Below are 15,190 nucleotides of genomic sequence, written 5' to 3' on the forward strand. Positions count from 1 at the left end.
ATTTATTGATTTCCCTGACTCATCAGCCGGCTCAGTAATAATCCATTTTGAAGCGCACTGATGAGAAATAGTCCCCGGCCTTCAATGGCCGCTGGTTACTGATTAACGTCATGGCGTAATTCAGACGGTAATTCCCCGGCAATATATTTATCGACGGAAGAGATTTCCCAGGTGTGGCAATATTTCCGTCGGCATCGGTTATTTTCAGTGCAATACCGGAGGCATTACCGCTAACGCCAAACATTTCGCCATCAACATGGCCATCAAATGTAATCTGGAATTGTTTCCAGTCCGGTAAGTTTTTATCGGCGCGTTCGAGCACGCAATTAACCAATTCAATACTAAATGGTACCGACCGACCTCTGCCGTCGCGCGCAATATCTGAGACAGGCATAATATCCATATCGATAATTTGCTCTCGGCTTTCCGTTGCTATTGCACAGGCAGTGTCAATAATAGCCCCTTGCATATTGACGCGCCCTTCACCTTGCACGGCAGAGAACGCCTGCTGGGAAATAAAAAATGGCGCCAGCAATAGGCAAAAAGCCCCTATTTCTTTTATTTGTTCACTCATTGCCATTCCCTGGTGAAATCATGCTGCCTTGAAAATGGCATGCGGGGTGCCCCGCATGCCCGATAATCACACGTATTTCGTCAGGTAACGACTTACTGGTAAGCCAGGGTAAAGTCGGCTACGGACTGGAACTCACCCGGGACGATCACGGCGGTGGAAGCCGAGCTGCCCTGCAGATAAGCGGCGAAGCTCAGGGTGTTGGCACCGTTTTGCAGCTCACGCGCTTTGGAAGGTTTGCCCAACTCGATGTTGGTGCCTGCGCCGTCGGTGATGGCGATGCCAGCGCCTTTAGCGGTACCGGTGATGCCCAGCAGTTTGCTGTCGGCTTCAGAAGCGGAACCGGAGAAGGTCAGCGCAACGCTGTTGTTTTTGCCTGGATCCTTGGCGGTCAGCTCACAGTTTTCCAGTTTGATCTGGAAGTTGCGCGGGGTAGATTTACCGCCGTTTTTCAGCGCCACGTTAGAGATTGCTCCCAGTTCAACAGTCTGATCCAGAGATTCAGGCGCGATTGAGCAAGGAGCGTCAATGATAGAACCGCTGAAGGTCACTTTACCGTGCCCTTGGTCAGCAGCGTGCGCCAGAGAAGAAACACCCAATGCCATAACGGCGGCCAGCATAATTTTATTCAGTTTCATATAAATCCCTTACATTCCTTAGTAAGCAGTGGAGTAAATTAAATCCGTAAGTCACGCATGCAATGCCGCAGCTTTATTCCTGAGCGTTGTATTCGTGGCTAATACATAGCGTTTTTGCGCTCCGTATCAGTGGGAACAAATTTACACCCTCCGATCTCATTTTGAAATGTTATGTCGCAAAAATACAAAAACACAGGATTATTATCGATAAAATAATAATTAAATAGATTTTAACACTAAAAAATAGAATTTAATTATCAATATTTATTTAAAAAAACTTGTAAGCAGATAAACATTTCATATCAATTATACGGATAGAGAGAAAAATCCTATTTACACACAGCGTGAAGGATTGAAAAAAGCCGCATCAGGTCTCAGAATAATCCCTCGACAGGAAAGTTGACGGGTAAATGAAATGATTTTTATCATAAATGAAGACATCCTCTTTAATGAGGATGAGGGCACGCTGTCGCATATTGATAATGCCAGCAATAAAATAGTTTTACTTAAACCGACCGGCAGATTGCTTTCGTTGTTTATTCGCAATAATGATAAGCTGCTGCTGCGAGAGAGGTTGCTTAATGATGTCTGGGTTGAGCATGGGCTCAAAGCCTCCAATAACAACCTGAATAATTACGTTTCCGGCCTGCGTAAGTCATTGGCGCAGTTCGGCGTAGAAGATATTATTGTGACCTACCCCCGCCAGGGGTTTAAATTTAATGCCGCAAGCATTCAACAGATGGATATAAAAACCAATGAGATTAATAATAATGATTATAGCGAAACCGAAATAGCGTCAACGCCGCCGCCGGCAAGAACGCCGAACTTTCGCCGCTCGGTACAGCGCTTAATTATGATCATGGCCGCTTGTTTAGTGCCGTTTGCCGCGATTGTGCTTTACCAAAACAGCACGCGCATCAGCGTTTATCCGTTGGGCAATGAGCAAAATTGCCAAATTTACACCATGCGGTTAGGCAGCGGCGAGCTGGCAAACATTAAGCGAGAGATACGGCAAGCCGGCTTCAACTGCCAATACCGGGCGGATGTCTATTACTATGACAACATTCGCAATGAGGGCACTGAAAAGGACGAACAGTGGTTAACCTATTGCCCGCGGGCGAGCAATAGCCCGTGCATTAACAATTACATAAAATAACGATATCTAAATTCATTTTAAAATAGCACCTGGGTTATGAATCCATCCTTGCCCCTCGGTCGTGCCGGTGCCGGGGGCGCAGGTTGCTGTTATGATGACGTCACGCAGACATAATACGGTGCATGGTTATCCACAAACAGATAATGGCGTGCATCCATGCGTTCAATACGCAGGTGAATCGTCTGCCCTTCGATGGGTAAACTGCGGTTCAGCGCCTCATCTTGTAGCGTGTCCTGCGGTTTTCGGATATTTTCCCGCACCTGAAATTCGTAGTTCCCCCCCCATTTTCGGTAATCGACCCCCATGGATCGTTCAATGATGTAACGCTTGCCATCGTAAAACACACTGCCGTTAAACAGTATGGTGGCATGCCTCACCCCATCAGGGACCACGCTTATCAGCAGCGTTCTCTCCAGCATTTTTCCTTCATATTGGTTGACGAAACGTTCAACCGCCGTACATTCCGGAATTTGTGGTTTAAAAAATAAAAAATAAGCAGAAACGCCGCAAACCAGCACGGCCACCGCCGCGGCAATCGCATAGCCGTGGCGGCATACTGAGCTATAGACCCCTGATTTCATAGTAGTTCTCACATTGTACCTTACCCGAGGTCATGGCCTCCTGCGGACAATAATAGAAATAAGACGCTCTGACCCGCCCGCTGGCATTTGGCACCAGGACCTGGCTGTCATAATAAAGCAACGTCGCCGGCTCGCCGCAGGTTGCCGTTTTCTTCTCTTGCAACATGTTCTTCAGGTGGTTCAGGTCGATCTCGCCAGGGCCGACATTGTGATAGGAAGTGACAAATTGCACATTGCAGCTCCCGATCTTCCCCACCGTCATCAAACTGGCCGAGGGATACCCCGTCTCCTGCCAGGCCAAAATCCCGCTTCCCGCCGCCAGCAGCAGCAACGCGGCCAACCCGAAGCGCTTAAATCGTTGCACTCGCAGCGGCCTGGTCGGCAAGGGGTTTTCTGCAGCCGCCAGGATCGGCATCTCCGGCAAACTCTCCGCCAGGCTGTCCGTCGTCTTCAACGAAGCGGCGGTAAACATGAATCCCTGGCGCGGCAACGTGACGATAATGTCGTCCTCGCCCATGGCGGCGAACATCTTGCGCAGGATGGAAATGGTGTTATTGAGGTTATTGCCGGAGGCCACCTGGCCGTGCGCTTCCCATACCTGCGTCAGCAGGGTATCGCGAGAGATCACAAGGTTATTGTTTCTGACCAACGCGGACAGCAGGCGGTTCAACGTGGCGGTGAGCGGTTGAGGCGGCAGCTCAGCGTTGAGATCCACCAACTCTGATCTATCTTCATGATATTTAATCTTATTATTAATTATGTATCTCATTATTCCCCGCTCAAAAAACTAATTAATAATAATTAGCCCTTGTTAAACATGAGAATAGTAGCACACGGCATGAGTTAAGAAAATTCCTAGAAAAACGCATAAAAAGCTAAATAAACATAAATTATGAAATAACATTGTGCTGTCTCACAGGGTGAAAAATATTTAACTGATGATTGTCGATTTTTATCATGTGGACATTAAAAATGCCGCCCGGCAAATACCGGGCGGCACGAGAAATATCCATTTTCACCAGGCTCAACCGCCACCGGGCTTACGCCTTTAAACGCCGCAGTTGCCGATCCTGCCAGCCACCAAACAGCCATTGGCCGGCTATCGCGCCGAGCAAGGCGCAGAACATGTCGGACTGCGTGTCCCACGGGTCGCCCTGGGTGCCGAGAAACTCATCGGCGCCCTGGCCCAGCGCCAGCGCCGCCCACCACTCGATAAGCTCATACACCGCGCTGATCGCCAGCGCGATACAGCACACCACGAAGCCCAGCATTTTGCGGCCCTGCACATAACCGCCGCGTAGCAGGATCTCGCGCGCCGCCAGCGCCGGCACCAGCCCCTGGAAGAAATGCCCCAGTTTGTCGTACGGGTTGCGGCCAAGATCCAGCCACTGCTGCACCTCAAACCCCAGCGGCACGCGGGCGTAGCTGTACATGCCGCCGAAAATCAGGATCAGCGCGTGGAAGAAAATCAGCGTGTAGAGCAGCGGCGTCAGCGGGTAACGGCGATGGGTCAGCCACAGCAGCGGCAAAACGATCAATACCGGCGCCACCTCCATCAGCCAGGTGGTGCGATCGTAAGGGCTGATGCCGCTGTGGATCAGCGCGGTCAGCAGCAGCAAGGTGATAATGGACAACAACAGCGGAGAGCGTGAGACGGGCATATCCAACGTTCCTTCGGGTCAATAATGCAATCCCCTCTTTATACCGCAGATCGCACGGCGAAAAAAAACAGGCGGAGCGTCGCCGCTTCGCCTGTTCGGTATGCGCTTAACCAGCGAGGGATTATTTCAGCGCTACGCGGATCACGTCGTCCGGCGCGGTCGCTTCTTTCTCGCGGCTGGAAGCCTGCTTGACGCTGACATACAGCGTCTGGCCGTCCGGCGACAGCGCCAGGCTATTCGGGTGGGTCGGCGTCTTGATGGTGTTCAGCACCTTGTAGTTCTTGGCGTCGATCACGCTCACTTCGCCCGCCTGGCGGTGGGTCACGTAAACTTCATTGCGCGCCGGGTTGAACAGCACCGCCAGCGATTCCGGCACGTCGATCTTGCTCAGGATGTTGCCGTTGCGGGTATCCACCACCAGCACCTGCGGCTGCTTGGAATCGGTGATGAAGGCGCGGTGAGTGGCGGTATCCAGGCTGAGGTTCAGGAAGAAGTGCTCTTTAGCCTCATCCAGCTTCTTGCGCGACAGCACCTTGTTGCTCTGGGTATCGATGGTCACCAGCTCGCCGTCGGCGTTGGTGACGTACAGGCGCTTGGCGGCGGCGTCAAGCGCCAGGCCGGTGCCGTATTTGCCGGTGTCGGTCACGGTGGCGCGCAGGGTCAGATCCTTGCCGTCCACCACCCACACCACGCTGGATTCACCCAGCCCGGTAATGTACAGGGTATCGCTGTCGGCATCCGCCACCAGCTCGCGCGGCGCCAGCGGCTTGACGGTCTCGGAGCGCTGGCGCGCGTCCAGCACCAAGCGGCCTTTCACGTCGCCGGTCTTGGCGTCGATGGCAGTCACCGAGTTATTGACGGTGTTGCCGAAGAACAGCGTACCGGTCTTGGCGTTGACGGCTGCGCCAAACGGCTTGATGTCGTTATGGATAATCTGGGTCACGTCCAGCGTGGCCGGATCCAAACGGTAGACGATGCCGCCCTTGTCCAGCTTGCGGCTCTGCGAGGTGGCCAGGTAGAGCGCGTTCTCGCTCGGGCTGTAGGCCATTTCATAGGCGCCCTTGCCGACCGGCTTGCGCAGCACTTCCGGCGCGGTCTGCGCCAGCAAGGTGTTGGAGAACAGCAACGTAGACAGCAGCATCAGCGGAAATGCCGCACGTTTTCCCTTGGTGATCAAAGTATTCATCAAAATCTCCTTATAGAGCCAACAGGGCGGCCGAACGGCCGCCCTCTGCTCGTGATTAAAATCAGGCTTTCTCTTCGGAAAGCAGCGCCCACCAGCTGTCGATGGTCGGGTTGCGCGCCAGCGCGATAAAGTCGATGTCGCTGCGGATCTTGCGCCAACGGGTCGCCAGTTCCATGATGCGCACCGAATCCAGCCCGTAATCGATCAGGTTTTCATCGTTGCCCATGTCTTCGCTGTCTTCGTCCAGCAGCGGCAGGATCTGCTGACGCAGCGCATCGATGCTGGCGATACCGGCCGCCGGCAGCAGAGACGCGGTGGTCACCACCCGGCCGCAACGGCCGGCGGTGTAGCGCAGTGCCATCAGGTGTTCGTCGCGCGAGAAGTCCGCCAGGCCGTCGGCCACCATGAACGGCTGGATGTTGCGCATGAAGGCGTCGATGGCGGTGGTCAGGCAGCCGATGTGCGCATACACGCCGCAGATGATCAGCTGATCGCGGCCGGACTCCTGCAGGATCTCCTGCAACGGCGAGCGATGGAAGGCGCTGTAGCGCCATTTCACCAGCACCGTGTCGTCTTCGTCCGGCGCCAGCGCGGCAGTCACCGCCTGTTGCTCAGGGTGTTTGTTCAGGCCCGGCCCCCACATGTCGTTCAACAACGCGCGATCTTCATCGCTCTGCTGGTTCGGCTGTGCGGTATAAAACACCGGGATGCCCTGCTGCTTGCAGTAGCGGCGCAGGTTGGCGATGTTCTCCACCACCTGTTTAATCAGCGCGCTGTCCTCGCCCCAGAAGTTGAGGAAATACTGCTGCATATCGTGGATCAACAGCGCGGCGCGCTGCGGCTCCACCTGCCAGGTGACTTTATTTTGCGGCAGTTCGTCCGCCGTCGGCAGCGCGTAGTCATTAAGTTTTGGAATGGCCATCGATTAATCTCCCTGAGCCTGAGTCTGTAGTTGCGCGTCGAGCTGCTGGCGCAGCCGTTTTTTGTCCACTTTGCCGACCGGGGTCAGCGGCAGGCTGTCCACCTGAATAAAGCGATCCGGCAGCTTGAAGTCCGCCACGCCCTGCTCACGCAGGTGGCGGCGCAGCACCACCGGCTTCAGCGGCGCGTTGGCGATGATATAGGCACAGCTCTTCTCCCCCATCAGCGCATCCGGCATCGACACCAGCGCGGCGTTGATCACGTCCGGATGACGCAGCAGCAGGTTCTCGATCTCCTCGGCGGCGATCTTCTCTCCGCCGCGGTTGATCTGGTCTTTTTGCCGCCCCTGAACGGTGATGTAACCGTCTTCGCTGATGCTGATCAGATCGCCGGAGCAATAGAAACCGTTGGCGTCGAAGGCGTCAGCGTTGTGCGCCGGGCTCTGGTAGTAACCGCGGAAGGTGTAAGGCCCGCGCGTCATCAACCGCCCAACCTCGCCCGCCGGCAACGGATTGCCGTCGTCATCCGCCACCCACACCTCGTCGTCCGGTGACATCGGCCGCCCTTGCGTCGTCAGGATGTGGCGTTCGTCGTCGTCCAGACGGGTGTAGTTCACCAGCCCTTCCGCCATGCCGAACACCTGCTGCAGTTGGCAGCCAATTTCGTTCTGAATGCGCGCCGCCAGCGTTTCGCCCAGCTTGGCGCCGCCCACCTGCAGCAGTTTCAGGCTGGCGAGCTGGGCATTGCCGCCCCACTCTTCGATCGCCTGCAGCCACAGCGTGACCGCCGGCGGCACCAGCGCCGTCACGTTGATTTGATGCTGTTCGATCAGGCGAAAGCACTGTCCGGCGTCCGGATCGGCGGCGAACACCACCCGCCCGGCGCCATAAAACACGCCCAGCACGCCCGGCGAACTCATCGGGTAGTTGTGCGCCACCGGCAGCGCGCACAGATAGCGGGTCTGCGCGTCGAAACGGCAGATCTCCACGCTGCGGCGAATGCTGTAGTAGTAGTCATTGTGGGTGCGCGGGATCAGCTTCGGCGTACCGGTGCTGCCGCCGGAAAGCTGGAAGAACGCCACCTGGTCGGCCGCGGAAGGCTGCGCGACAAAACCGTCGCTCGCTTCGTCCAGCCAGGCGGCCAGCGCCAGCTCGCCCTCAGGCTGACTGCGCAGCGCCACGACGCGCAGCGAAGGATGCGCAGCGCGGAAGGCGTTCAGGAATTGATCGTCGGCAAACAGCCCGTGCTGGCGATCGGCGATCAGCAGCGCCGGTTTGATCTGCTCGGCATAGGCGTTCAGTTCGCTGCGCTGATGGCTGAACAGCGCGTTGACCGGCGCCACGCCAATTTTCAGCAGCGCAAAGAACACGATATAGAACTCCGCCACGTTGCCCAGCTGCACCAGCGCGGTATCACCGGATTTTACGCCGCGGCGCAGCAGAGCGGCCGCCAGACGATCGGCGCGCTGCTGCAGCTCACGGTAGGTCAGGCTGCCCTGGGCATCGATAATCGCCGGGGCGTCGTTGTCGGCCTGGCGGTCGAGGATCTCGGTCAGCGGCTTGTCTATCCAGTAGCCGCGCTCGCGATAGCGGCTGGCGAACTCCGCCGGCCAGGGGGTAAAGGCAATGCTCATCTTGTCGTTATCCTTGATTTATACCAAAGGCACGCAGAATAGTGCTGAGTTTGGTGCCTGTTTCATGCCATTCAGATTCGGGTGAAGAGTCTTCCACGATGCCGGCGCCGGCGAACAGCCGCACCCGGTTGCCGTCAACGGTGCCGCAGCGGATAGTCACTACCCACTCGCCGTTGCCTTCGTCGTCGCACCACCCGACGATGCCGCCGAACAGGCCGCGATCGAACGGCTCCAGCTTGCCGATCAAGGCGTGCGCCTCGGCCGTCGGCATGCCGCACAGCGCCGGCGTCGGGTGCAGCAGACAGGCCAGCGACAGGGCATTTTCGTCAGGAGACGCCGCCTCGCCGTCGATCGGCGTGGAGAGATGCCACAGCGTCGTGGTGGTCAACAGTTCAGGGGTGTGCGGCACGTTCAGGTAGCGGCAGCGGCCGGCCAGCACGTCACGCATGCTTTCGGTAACGATGCGATGCTCGTGGCGATCTTTCGCCGAGGCCATCAACCGCTCTCCCACTTCGCGATCGCGCTCTGGGTCGGCCTCGCGCCGGGCGGAACCGGCCAGCGGGTTGGAATAGAAACGGCCGCCGTCCTGGCGCAGCAGCAACTCAGGGCTGGCGCCCAACAGCGCGCCCTGCTCCAGCGGCACATGGAAATGGAAACCGTGCGGGTTCTGGGCGATCACGCGCGCCATCAGCGCATGGCGATCCACCGGCTGGCGCGTTTCGATCTCCAGCAGGCGCGACAAGACCACTTTGTCCAACTCACCGGCCTTCATCGCGTCGACGGCGTCGCTGACCATGTTCATGAACGGCTGCTGCGGCGGCAGTTCCGTTACGCCGGCCAGCTCCGGCCCATCCGCAGCCGGCCTAACGCCGGCCATAAAGGCGGCGCGATCGAACCAGCGGCTCTGCTGGGGAATAAACAGCGCCGAAGGCTGCCGGGTATCGAACGGAATGGCGCCGCACAGCAGCGGTTTTTTGATGCCGGCCTGGCGGGCCTCGGCAAACGCCTGCCGTACGCTGCGCTGGAACTCGCCGTTCAGATCGGCGCCGTCCGCGGCCGGCAGGCGAATGCGGCTGAAACAACCGGTGGTGGTCAAGCTGCGGAAAGGGGAGGTAAAGAAGAAGCCCGACGCCGGAGAAAAATCAGCGGCGAACCGGTGTTCTTCGCGCTCCTGCATTTCCTTTCGATTGATGTCGTTCACGGCAGTATCCATCGCTTCGCCCTCAATAATTTGAAGTGATAACCAATATAATAATGATTATCATTTGAGTTAATTCCGCGCTAAATTACTCGCCGATATTTGCTATGTCAATAAACGTAAGCACTTCTTTCATTTCGAAATCATGACATAAACGCTGTGGGTTTTACGCATGCCGATGATAAGCATTGCTATTTGATCCCACAGCGTCGCATTAGCGCATGACGTTACTTTTCGCTGGCTGGTTGCGCCTCGTTATGCGGCTCCGGTTTGTGCAGCGTGACCTGGCGCAAACCGGTCATGGCGAACAGCAACAGGATGCCGAGCAGCGCCGCGCCGAAGCCGAAACCGCTGGCGCTCATCGCCGGCAGCATGAAGGCGCCCATCGCCCCCAGCAGCAACGCGCCCAGCGCATCGCCCACCACGTTTTGCGCCGTCCACAGGCCGTTGATGCGGCCAAGGAAGTTATCCGGCGTCAGGCTCTGGATCAGGCCGTATTGCAGCAGCGAGTTCAGCGCGCTCAGGTAGCCGAACGCCACCAGGCACAGCAACGCCAGGCTGTACCACGGCATCAGACCGAACAGGCCAATAGAGGCGAAAGCCGCGATCGCCGTCAGCAGCATTACCCAACCGGGGCGCGCCACGTGCGCCACGCGCCCGCTGGTGAACGCACCGATGGCCGCGCCGAGCGGCACGGCGGCGTACATATAACCGAGGTGGGCTGCGTCGATGCGCCAGCTTTCCGCCATCGCCGGGTACAGCACGCGCACCGCGCTGGCCATGGTCAGCAACGCGCCGATCAGCGCCACCATACCTATCACCTTGTTCTGGAACAGGAAGGCGAAACCGCCCGCCAGCGCGCGCAGCGGATGTTCCCGCGGCTGCGGCGGCGGCATCAGCTGCGGCAGGCTCAGCAGCGGCAACAGCGTCAGCAGGGTGCCGAACGCCGCCAGGCCGTAGTTCCAGGCGATGCCCATATGAGCGATCACCAGGCCGCCAATCGCCGGGGAAAGAATCGAGCCGAAGCGCACCGTCAGCATGCTGATGGCGCCCGCCTGCACGATGTTTTCGCGGCCCACCAGCGCCGGCGTGGCCGCCAGCAGCGCCGTCACCCCCACCGCGCCGAAGAAGCCGTCCCATACCGCCAGCAGATAAATGGCCGCCAGCGAAGGCGACGGCAACAGGGCGTTGAGGCACAGGCCGACGAAGCCGACGCCGCAGGTGGAGCGCGCAAACAGAATCAGTCGGCGCCGCTCATAGCGATCGGCCAATACGCCCCCCATCAGTAGCCCGGCGAACATGCCGCCGCCGGCCAGCGTCACCGCCAGCCCGACCTGCAGGGTGGAACCGGTCAGCGCCTGGATCTGCACCGGGATGGCGATCGCCATCAACCCCAGCGCCACAATGGAGATAAAGCGCGCGCAGAACACCGCGCGGAAAGCCCGGTTGGTTTTCAGCAGGCTGAAATCAAGCAGGATGGAGGGTTTGCTACTCATCGGTTGTTCACCACATCTTTAAACGGGGATTCTGCAGTTGCGGAGCGCTATGCTAGCACAGATGACGAAATCAATAATGATAATAAAACTCATTGATATTCAATTGTGAGCGACCGCAAGAAACGCCGCCAAACGCGGGACAATCCCCGTGCCTGGCGGCGGGATGAGGGCGTAATTACAGCGTGCGCAAGATCCGGTTCAGCAGCGGCCCCAGCACTTTGAACGACGCCGGCGAAACGATATCGACGTGTGCGCAGTCCAGCTCGTGCGCCTGCAGCGCATCGACGTACTGCGACCAGGTTTGCTGCACGTCCATCCCGTCCTGTAGCGTGCGCTTGGCGACGAACAGCGTCGCCTGGCCGTGGAAACGGGCGGTCCGCGTGTGCGACAGCAACCGCACCGAATCGGCGTAGTTGGCTTCAATGTTGTCGAACATCGCCGTGCGCGCCTCACCCAGCGCCGGATCGAGCGTGTCCTGCGACACCGCCAGGAACTGCTCGCGCTCACGCTGCACTTCCTTCAACACGTTGTCGTCCAGCATCACGTCCCAGTTTTGGGTCTCCGGCGGATAGGTATCCAGCAGGCCGAGGAACGCCACCTGCTCGCCGCGCGCCTGCAGCCGGGCGGCAATGCCCTGCGCCAGCGTGCCGCCCAGCGAGTAGCCGATGAAGTGATACGGCCCGTGCGGTTGCACCTGCAACACCGTCTGCAAGTGGGCATCCACCACCTGATCCATATCTTCGCTCAGCGCCAGCGGGCCGTCCGGCCGCGGCGACTGGATGCCGACCAGCGACCAGTGCTGATCGAGATAGCGTGGCAATACGCTGAACTGCCAGGAGAAACCGGACGCCGGGTGCAGACAGAACAGTGTCGGCCCCTCGGTGACGCGCAGCGGCAATACGCTGTCGAAGCCGCTGCGATCGGCCTCTTCCTGCGTGCGATCTTCCGCCAGCAAGGCAGCCAGTTGCTCAACGCGCGACGCCACCATCACCTGGCCGACGGACACCGCCTTGCCCAGATCGCGGCGCAACTCCGCCGCCAGGCGCATCGCCAGCAGCGAATGGCCGCCAAGCGCGAAGAAATCGTCGTCGGCGAACACCTGCTCGCGCTGCAGCAAACGGGCGAATACCGCAGCGATCTCGCTTTCCAACCCGGCCTGCGGCGGCCGCCCCGCCTTGCGCTCACCGCCCTGCGGCTGCGGCAAAGCCTTGCGATCCAGCTTGCCGTTGGCGCTCAGCGGCAAATCACTCATTTCCACCAACGCCACCGGCACCATGTGCGGCGGCAGGCGGTCGGCCAGCGCCGCGCGCAAAACTTCCGCATCCCAGCTCGCGCCGGGCTGCATCACCAGATAGCCCACCAGCTGGCGCGCATCGCCGCCGGCGTCCACCGGCGTGCCCTGCAACACCAGCGCATGCGTCACCGCCTGGCGCACACCCGGCAGCGACAGCAAGGCGTGGTCGATTTCACTCAGCTCGATACGCTGCCCGCGGATCTTCAGTTGATCATCGCTGCGGCCCAAATATTCCACCGCGCCGTCCGGCAGCCAGCGCGCCACGTCGCCGGTGCGATACATCCGTCCGCCCTCGCCGAACGGGTCGGCGACAAAGCGGCTGGCGGTCAGATCAGGCCGGCCAAGGTAGCCGTGCGCCAGCTGCACGCCGGTCAGATACAGATCGCCCGCCACGCCCGGCGGCACCGGCCGCAGGCGCGCGTCCAGAATGCGCAGTCCGGTGTTCCATACCGGCAGGCCGATCGGCACGTTGGCGCCGGTCACCTTCGCCAGCGCGTCGCCGTAGGCCGGATGCCAGGTCACATCCACCGCCGCCTCGGTCGGGCCGTAGAGGTTATGCAACGGCACTGCCGTGCGGCTTTGCCACAGGCGGCACAGCTCCGCCGGCAGCGCTTCGCCGCTGCAGAACACCTGGCGCAGCGCGGCGCAGTTCGCCACCGCCGCGTCGTCGTCCAGTGCGGCCACGAAAGCCGCCAGCATCGAAGGCACGAAGTGCATCGTGGTAATGCGGTGTTGCGCGATCAGCTGTTGCAGTTGCTGCGGATCGCGGTGCGCCTCCGGCGGCGCCATCACCAGCCGGGCGCCGACCATCAGCGGCCAGAAGAATTCCCACACCGAGACGTCGAAACTGCATGGCGTTTTCTGCAGCACCGCGTCGTCCGCCCCCAGCGGATACTGGTGCTGCATCCACAGCAAGCGGTTGACGATCGCCTGATGGCCGACCAGCACGCCTTTCGGGCGCCCGGTGGAACCGGAGGTAAAGATGATATAGGCCGCATGATCCGGCGTCGGGCCCGCGATCGCCACCCCGGCGGCATGATCGGCCGCCAGCGGCGCGTCATACAGCAAGATTTCGCCCTTGTCGGCGAAGCGCGCCTGCTGTGCCGGGTTGGTGATGACCAGCCGGGGCGCGGCGTCTTCCAGCATCATCGCCAGCCGCTCGTCCGGATAACCGGTATCCAGCGGCAGGTAGGCGGCGCCCGCTTCCACGATCGCCATCAACGCCAGCGACAGGAACACCGAACGCGGCAGCGCCACCGCCACGATGTCGCCCGGCTGCACGCCCTGCGCCACCAGCTGGCGTGCCAGCGCCGTGACCTGCTCGCGCGTTTCGCGGTAGGTGAAGCTGAAATGCGCATCCGCCAGCGCCGGCGCGTTCGGCGTAATTTGCGCCTGCTGCGCCAGCAGTTGGCTCAGCGTGGCCGCCGGCACCGGATGCGCCGTGTCGTTGACCCGCGCCAGCAGAGCATGATCGTCGGCGGTCAGCATGTCAGCTTCGCCGATCGGCAACGTTGCCTGCGCGGCGAACTGCGCCAGCAGCAGCGGCAACCGCTGCAGATGCGCCAGCAGTTCCTGACGGCTGTAACGCTCGGCGTTGGCCAGCAGCTCCACCTTCAGCTGATGGTGTTCGTCGATAAACAGCGCAATCTCCAGATCGCGCACCGGCCCGGAGGCCAGATCGTGGGTAATGCCTTCGATACCGGCGAAATCCAGCTGGTAATCGAACATTTTGAAGTTGAAGACCGTGCCGTACAGCGGTTCGCCGTCGCCGATGCGCCCCAGATCGCGTTGCACCTGTTCGGCGTCGTAGCGCTGATGGCGGCGCACCGTTTTCAGCTCGCGGCTGATGCGGGCGGCGGCCTCATACAGCGTGGCCTGCGGCTCGAGGTGCATCTCCATCGGCAGCACGTTGATCACCGGGCCGGCCGCGCACAGGGCGGCCGATCCGGTGCGGCGCATGAAGATAAAACCGGCGCTGAAGCTCGGTTGGCCGCTCAGACGCGACACCCACAGTGCCACCAGCGCCACCGCCATATCGGCGGCGTTCAGCTTCTGCTGCGCGCCGCACTGCACCAGTTCGGCGAAGGCCTGCGGATCGCAGCGCTGTTCCAATCGATGGATGCGCGGCGTGGGCGTTTGCCCGGCCAGCGGCTGCGGGCAGAGCGTGGCCGGCGGCGGCAGTTGCTGCGCTTTCTCGCGCCAGAAATCGGCGTCGCGTTGCCAGGCCGGCGCTTCCCGGTAAGCCTGGTATTCCGCCACCACGTCGCTGAATGCCGTGAAAGGCGTCGGTTCCAGCGCATCGCCGCGGCAAAGGTGGGTATAAATCGCCGCCACGCGGCGAGCGATGGCGGTGAAGCTGAAACCGTCCACCAGCAGATGGTGATAGCGCTGATACCAGAACCAACGGTCATCCGCCAAACGCATCACCACATGGCGATACAGCGGCGCGCCGCTGCCGGCGCGCAGATCGCTCGCCAGATCGATGTCCATCAGCGCGCGCGCGGCGGCTTCAGGATCCGACGACGTCGTCAGATCGACAAGTTCCGGCTCATACACCGCCAGCGCGTCGTCCAGCCATTGCACCGGCACGCCGTCGCGTTCCGCAAAACGCAGGCGCAGCATGTCCACCTCGCCCAGGCCCTGGATGATGGCCTGCAGCAGAGGCTCCACGGCAATGGGGCCGTTGAGTTCGATGGCGTGGGCCACCGCGTAGGCATTGCGATGCGGGGAGATTTGATCGGCGACCCAGATGCCGGGTTGCGCCGCGACCAGCGGCCATTCGCCCGCAAGCGCCGGGCCGCTGAGAGAGTTAGGGGTGTGTGACACTGCTTATTGCTCCCGTAATTACCTGGCGC

The 15,190-nt window shown here is 60.0% G+C and carries 12 protein-coding genes; 1 reads left to right on the plus strand and 11 read right to left on the minus strand.

Annotated elements, in window-relative coordinates:
- Window positions 1–31: 31 nt before the first annotated feature.
- Window positions 32–574, minus strand: a complete 543-nt coding sequence (locus CRO23_RS22235) for a fimbrial protein (RefSeq protein WP_016929392.1) — start codon at window positions 572–574, stop codon at window positions 32–34.
- A 92-nt stretch (window positions 575–666) separates the two neighbouring features.
- Window positions 667–1,209, minus strand: coding sequence for a fimbrial protein (locus CRO23_RS22240; protein ID WP_016929393.1), 543 nt, complete (start codon window positions 1,207–1,209; stop codon window positions 667–669).
- Between the two features lie 415 nt (window positions 1,210–1,624).
- Between CRO23_RS22240 and CRO23_RS22245 the strand changes: the two genes are divergently transcribed.
- A complete protein-coding gene (locus CRO23_RS22245) occupies window positions 1,625–2,365 on the plus strand; it encodes a winged helix-turn-helix domain-containing protein (RefSeq protein WP_016929394.1) in 741 nt (246 codons plus the stop codon).
- Between the two features lie 89 nt (window positions 2,366–2,454).
- Here CRO23_RS22245 and CRO23_RS22250 read toward each other — a convergent pair whose 3' ends face one another.
- From CRO23_RS22250 to CRO23_RS22290, 9 genes are all read right to left on the minus strand, one after another.
- Window positions 2,455–2,946, minus strand: coding sequence for a hypothetical protein (locus tag CRO23_RS22250; RefSeq protein WP_080033353.1), 492 nt, complete (start codon window positions 2,944–2,946; stop codon window positions 2,455–2,457).
- On the minus strand, window positions 2,927–3,661 hold the full coding sequence (locus CRO23_RS22255) for a winged helix-turn-helix domain-containing protein (RefSeq protein ID WP_228988497.1): 735 nt from the start codon (window positions 3,659–3,661) through the stop codon (window positions 2,927–2,929). Before CRO23_RS22255 ends, CRO23_RS22250 begins: the two co-directional genes overlap by 20 nt.
- 325 nt (window positions 3,662–3,986) lie before the next feature.
- A complete protein-coding gene (locus tag CRO23_RS22260; protein WP_097102944.1) occupies window positions 3,987–4,607 on the minus strand; it encodes a DUF2238 domain-containing protein in 621 nt (206 codons plus the stop codon).
- 121 nt (window positions 4,608–4,728) lie between these two features.
- Entirely contained in the window at window positions 4,729–5,748 is a 1,020-nt protein-coding gene (yncE, locus tag CRO23_RS22265; protein ID WP_391564977.1) for a 7-bladed beta-propeller protein YncE, read from the minus strand.
- Window positions 5,749–5,854: 106 nt separating this feature from the next.
- Window positions 5,855–6,715: an isochorismatase gene (locus CRO23_RS22270; RefSeq protein WP_016929399.1), complete on the minus strand. Its 861-nt coding sequence runs from the start codon at window positions 6,713–6,715 to the stop codon at window positions 5,855–5,857.
- A gap of 3 nt (window positions 6,716–6,718) precedes the next feature.
- A complete protein-coding gene (locus tag CRO23_RS22275) occupies window positions 6,719–8,347 on the minus strand; it encodes a (2,3-dihydroxybenzoyl)adenylate synthase (protein ID WP_097102946.1) in 1,629 nt (542 codons plus the stop codon).
- 7 nt (window positions 8,348–8,354) lie between these two features.
- Window positions 8,355–9,560 carry an isochorismate synthase gene (locus CRO23_RS22280; RefSeq protein ID WP_042706404.1) on the minus strand — a complete coding sequence of 402 codons (1,206 nt, stop codon included), beginning with the start codon at window positions 9,558–9,560 and terminating at the stop codon, window positions 8,355–8,357.
- A 212-nt stretch (window positions 9,561–9,772) separates the two neighbouring features.
- Window positions 9,773–11,041, minus strand: coding sequence for an enterobactin transporter EntS (entS, locus tag CRO23_RS22285; protein ID WP_016929402.1), 1,269 nt, complete (start codon window positions 11,039–11,041; stop codon window positions 9,773–9,775).
- Between the two features lie 175 nt (window positions 11,042–11,216).
- Window positions 11,217–15,161 carry an enterobactin synthase subunit F gene (locus CRO23_RS22290; protein WP_097102948.1) on the minus strand — a complete coding sequence of 1,315 codons (3,945 nt, stop codon included), beginning with the start codon at window positions 15,159–15,161 and terminating at the stop codon, window positions 11,217–11,219.
- Window positions 15,162–15,190 lie beyond the last annotated feature (29 nt).

It is taken from the genome of Serratia sp. JKS296 (assembly GCF_900215445.1).
GTDB classification, from domain to species: Bacteria; Pseudomonadota; Gammaproteobacteria; order Enterobacterales; family Enterobacteriaceae; genus Serratia; species Serratia marcescens.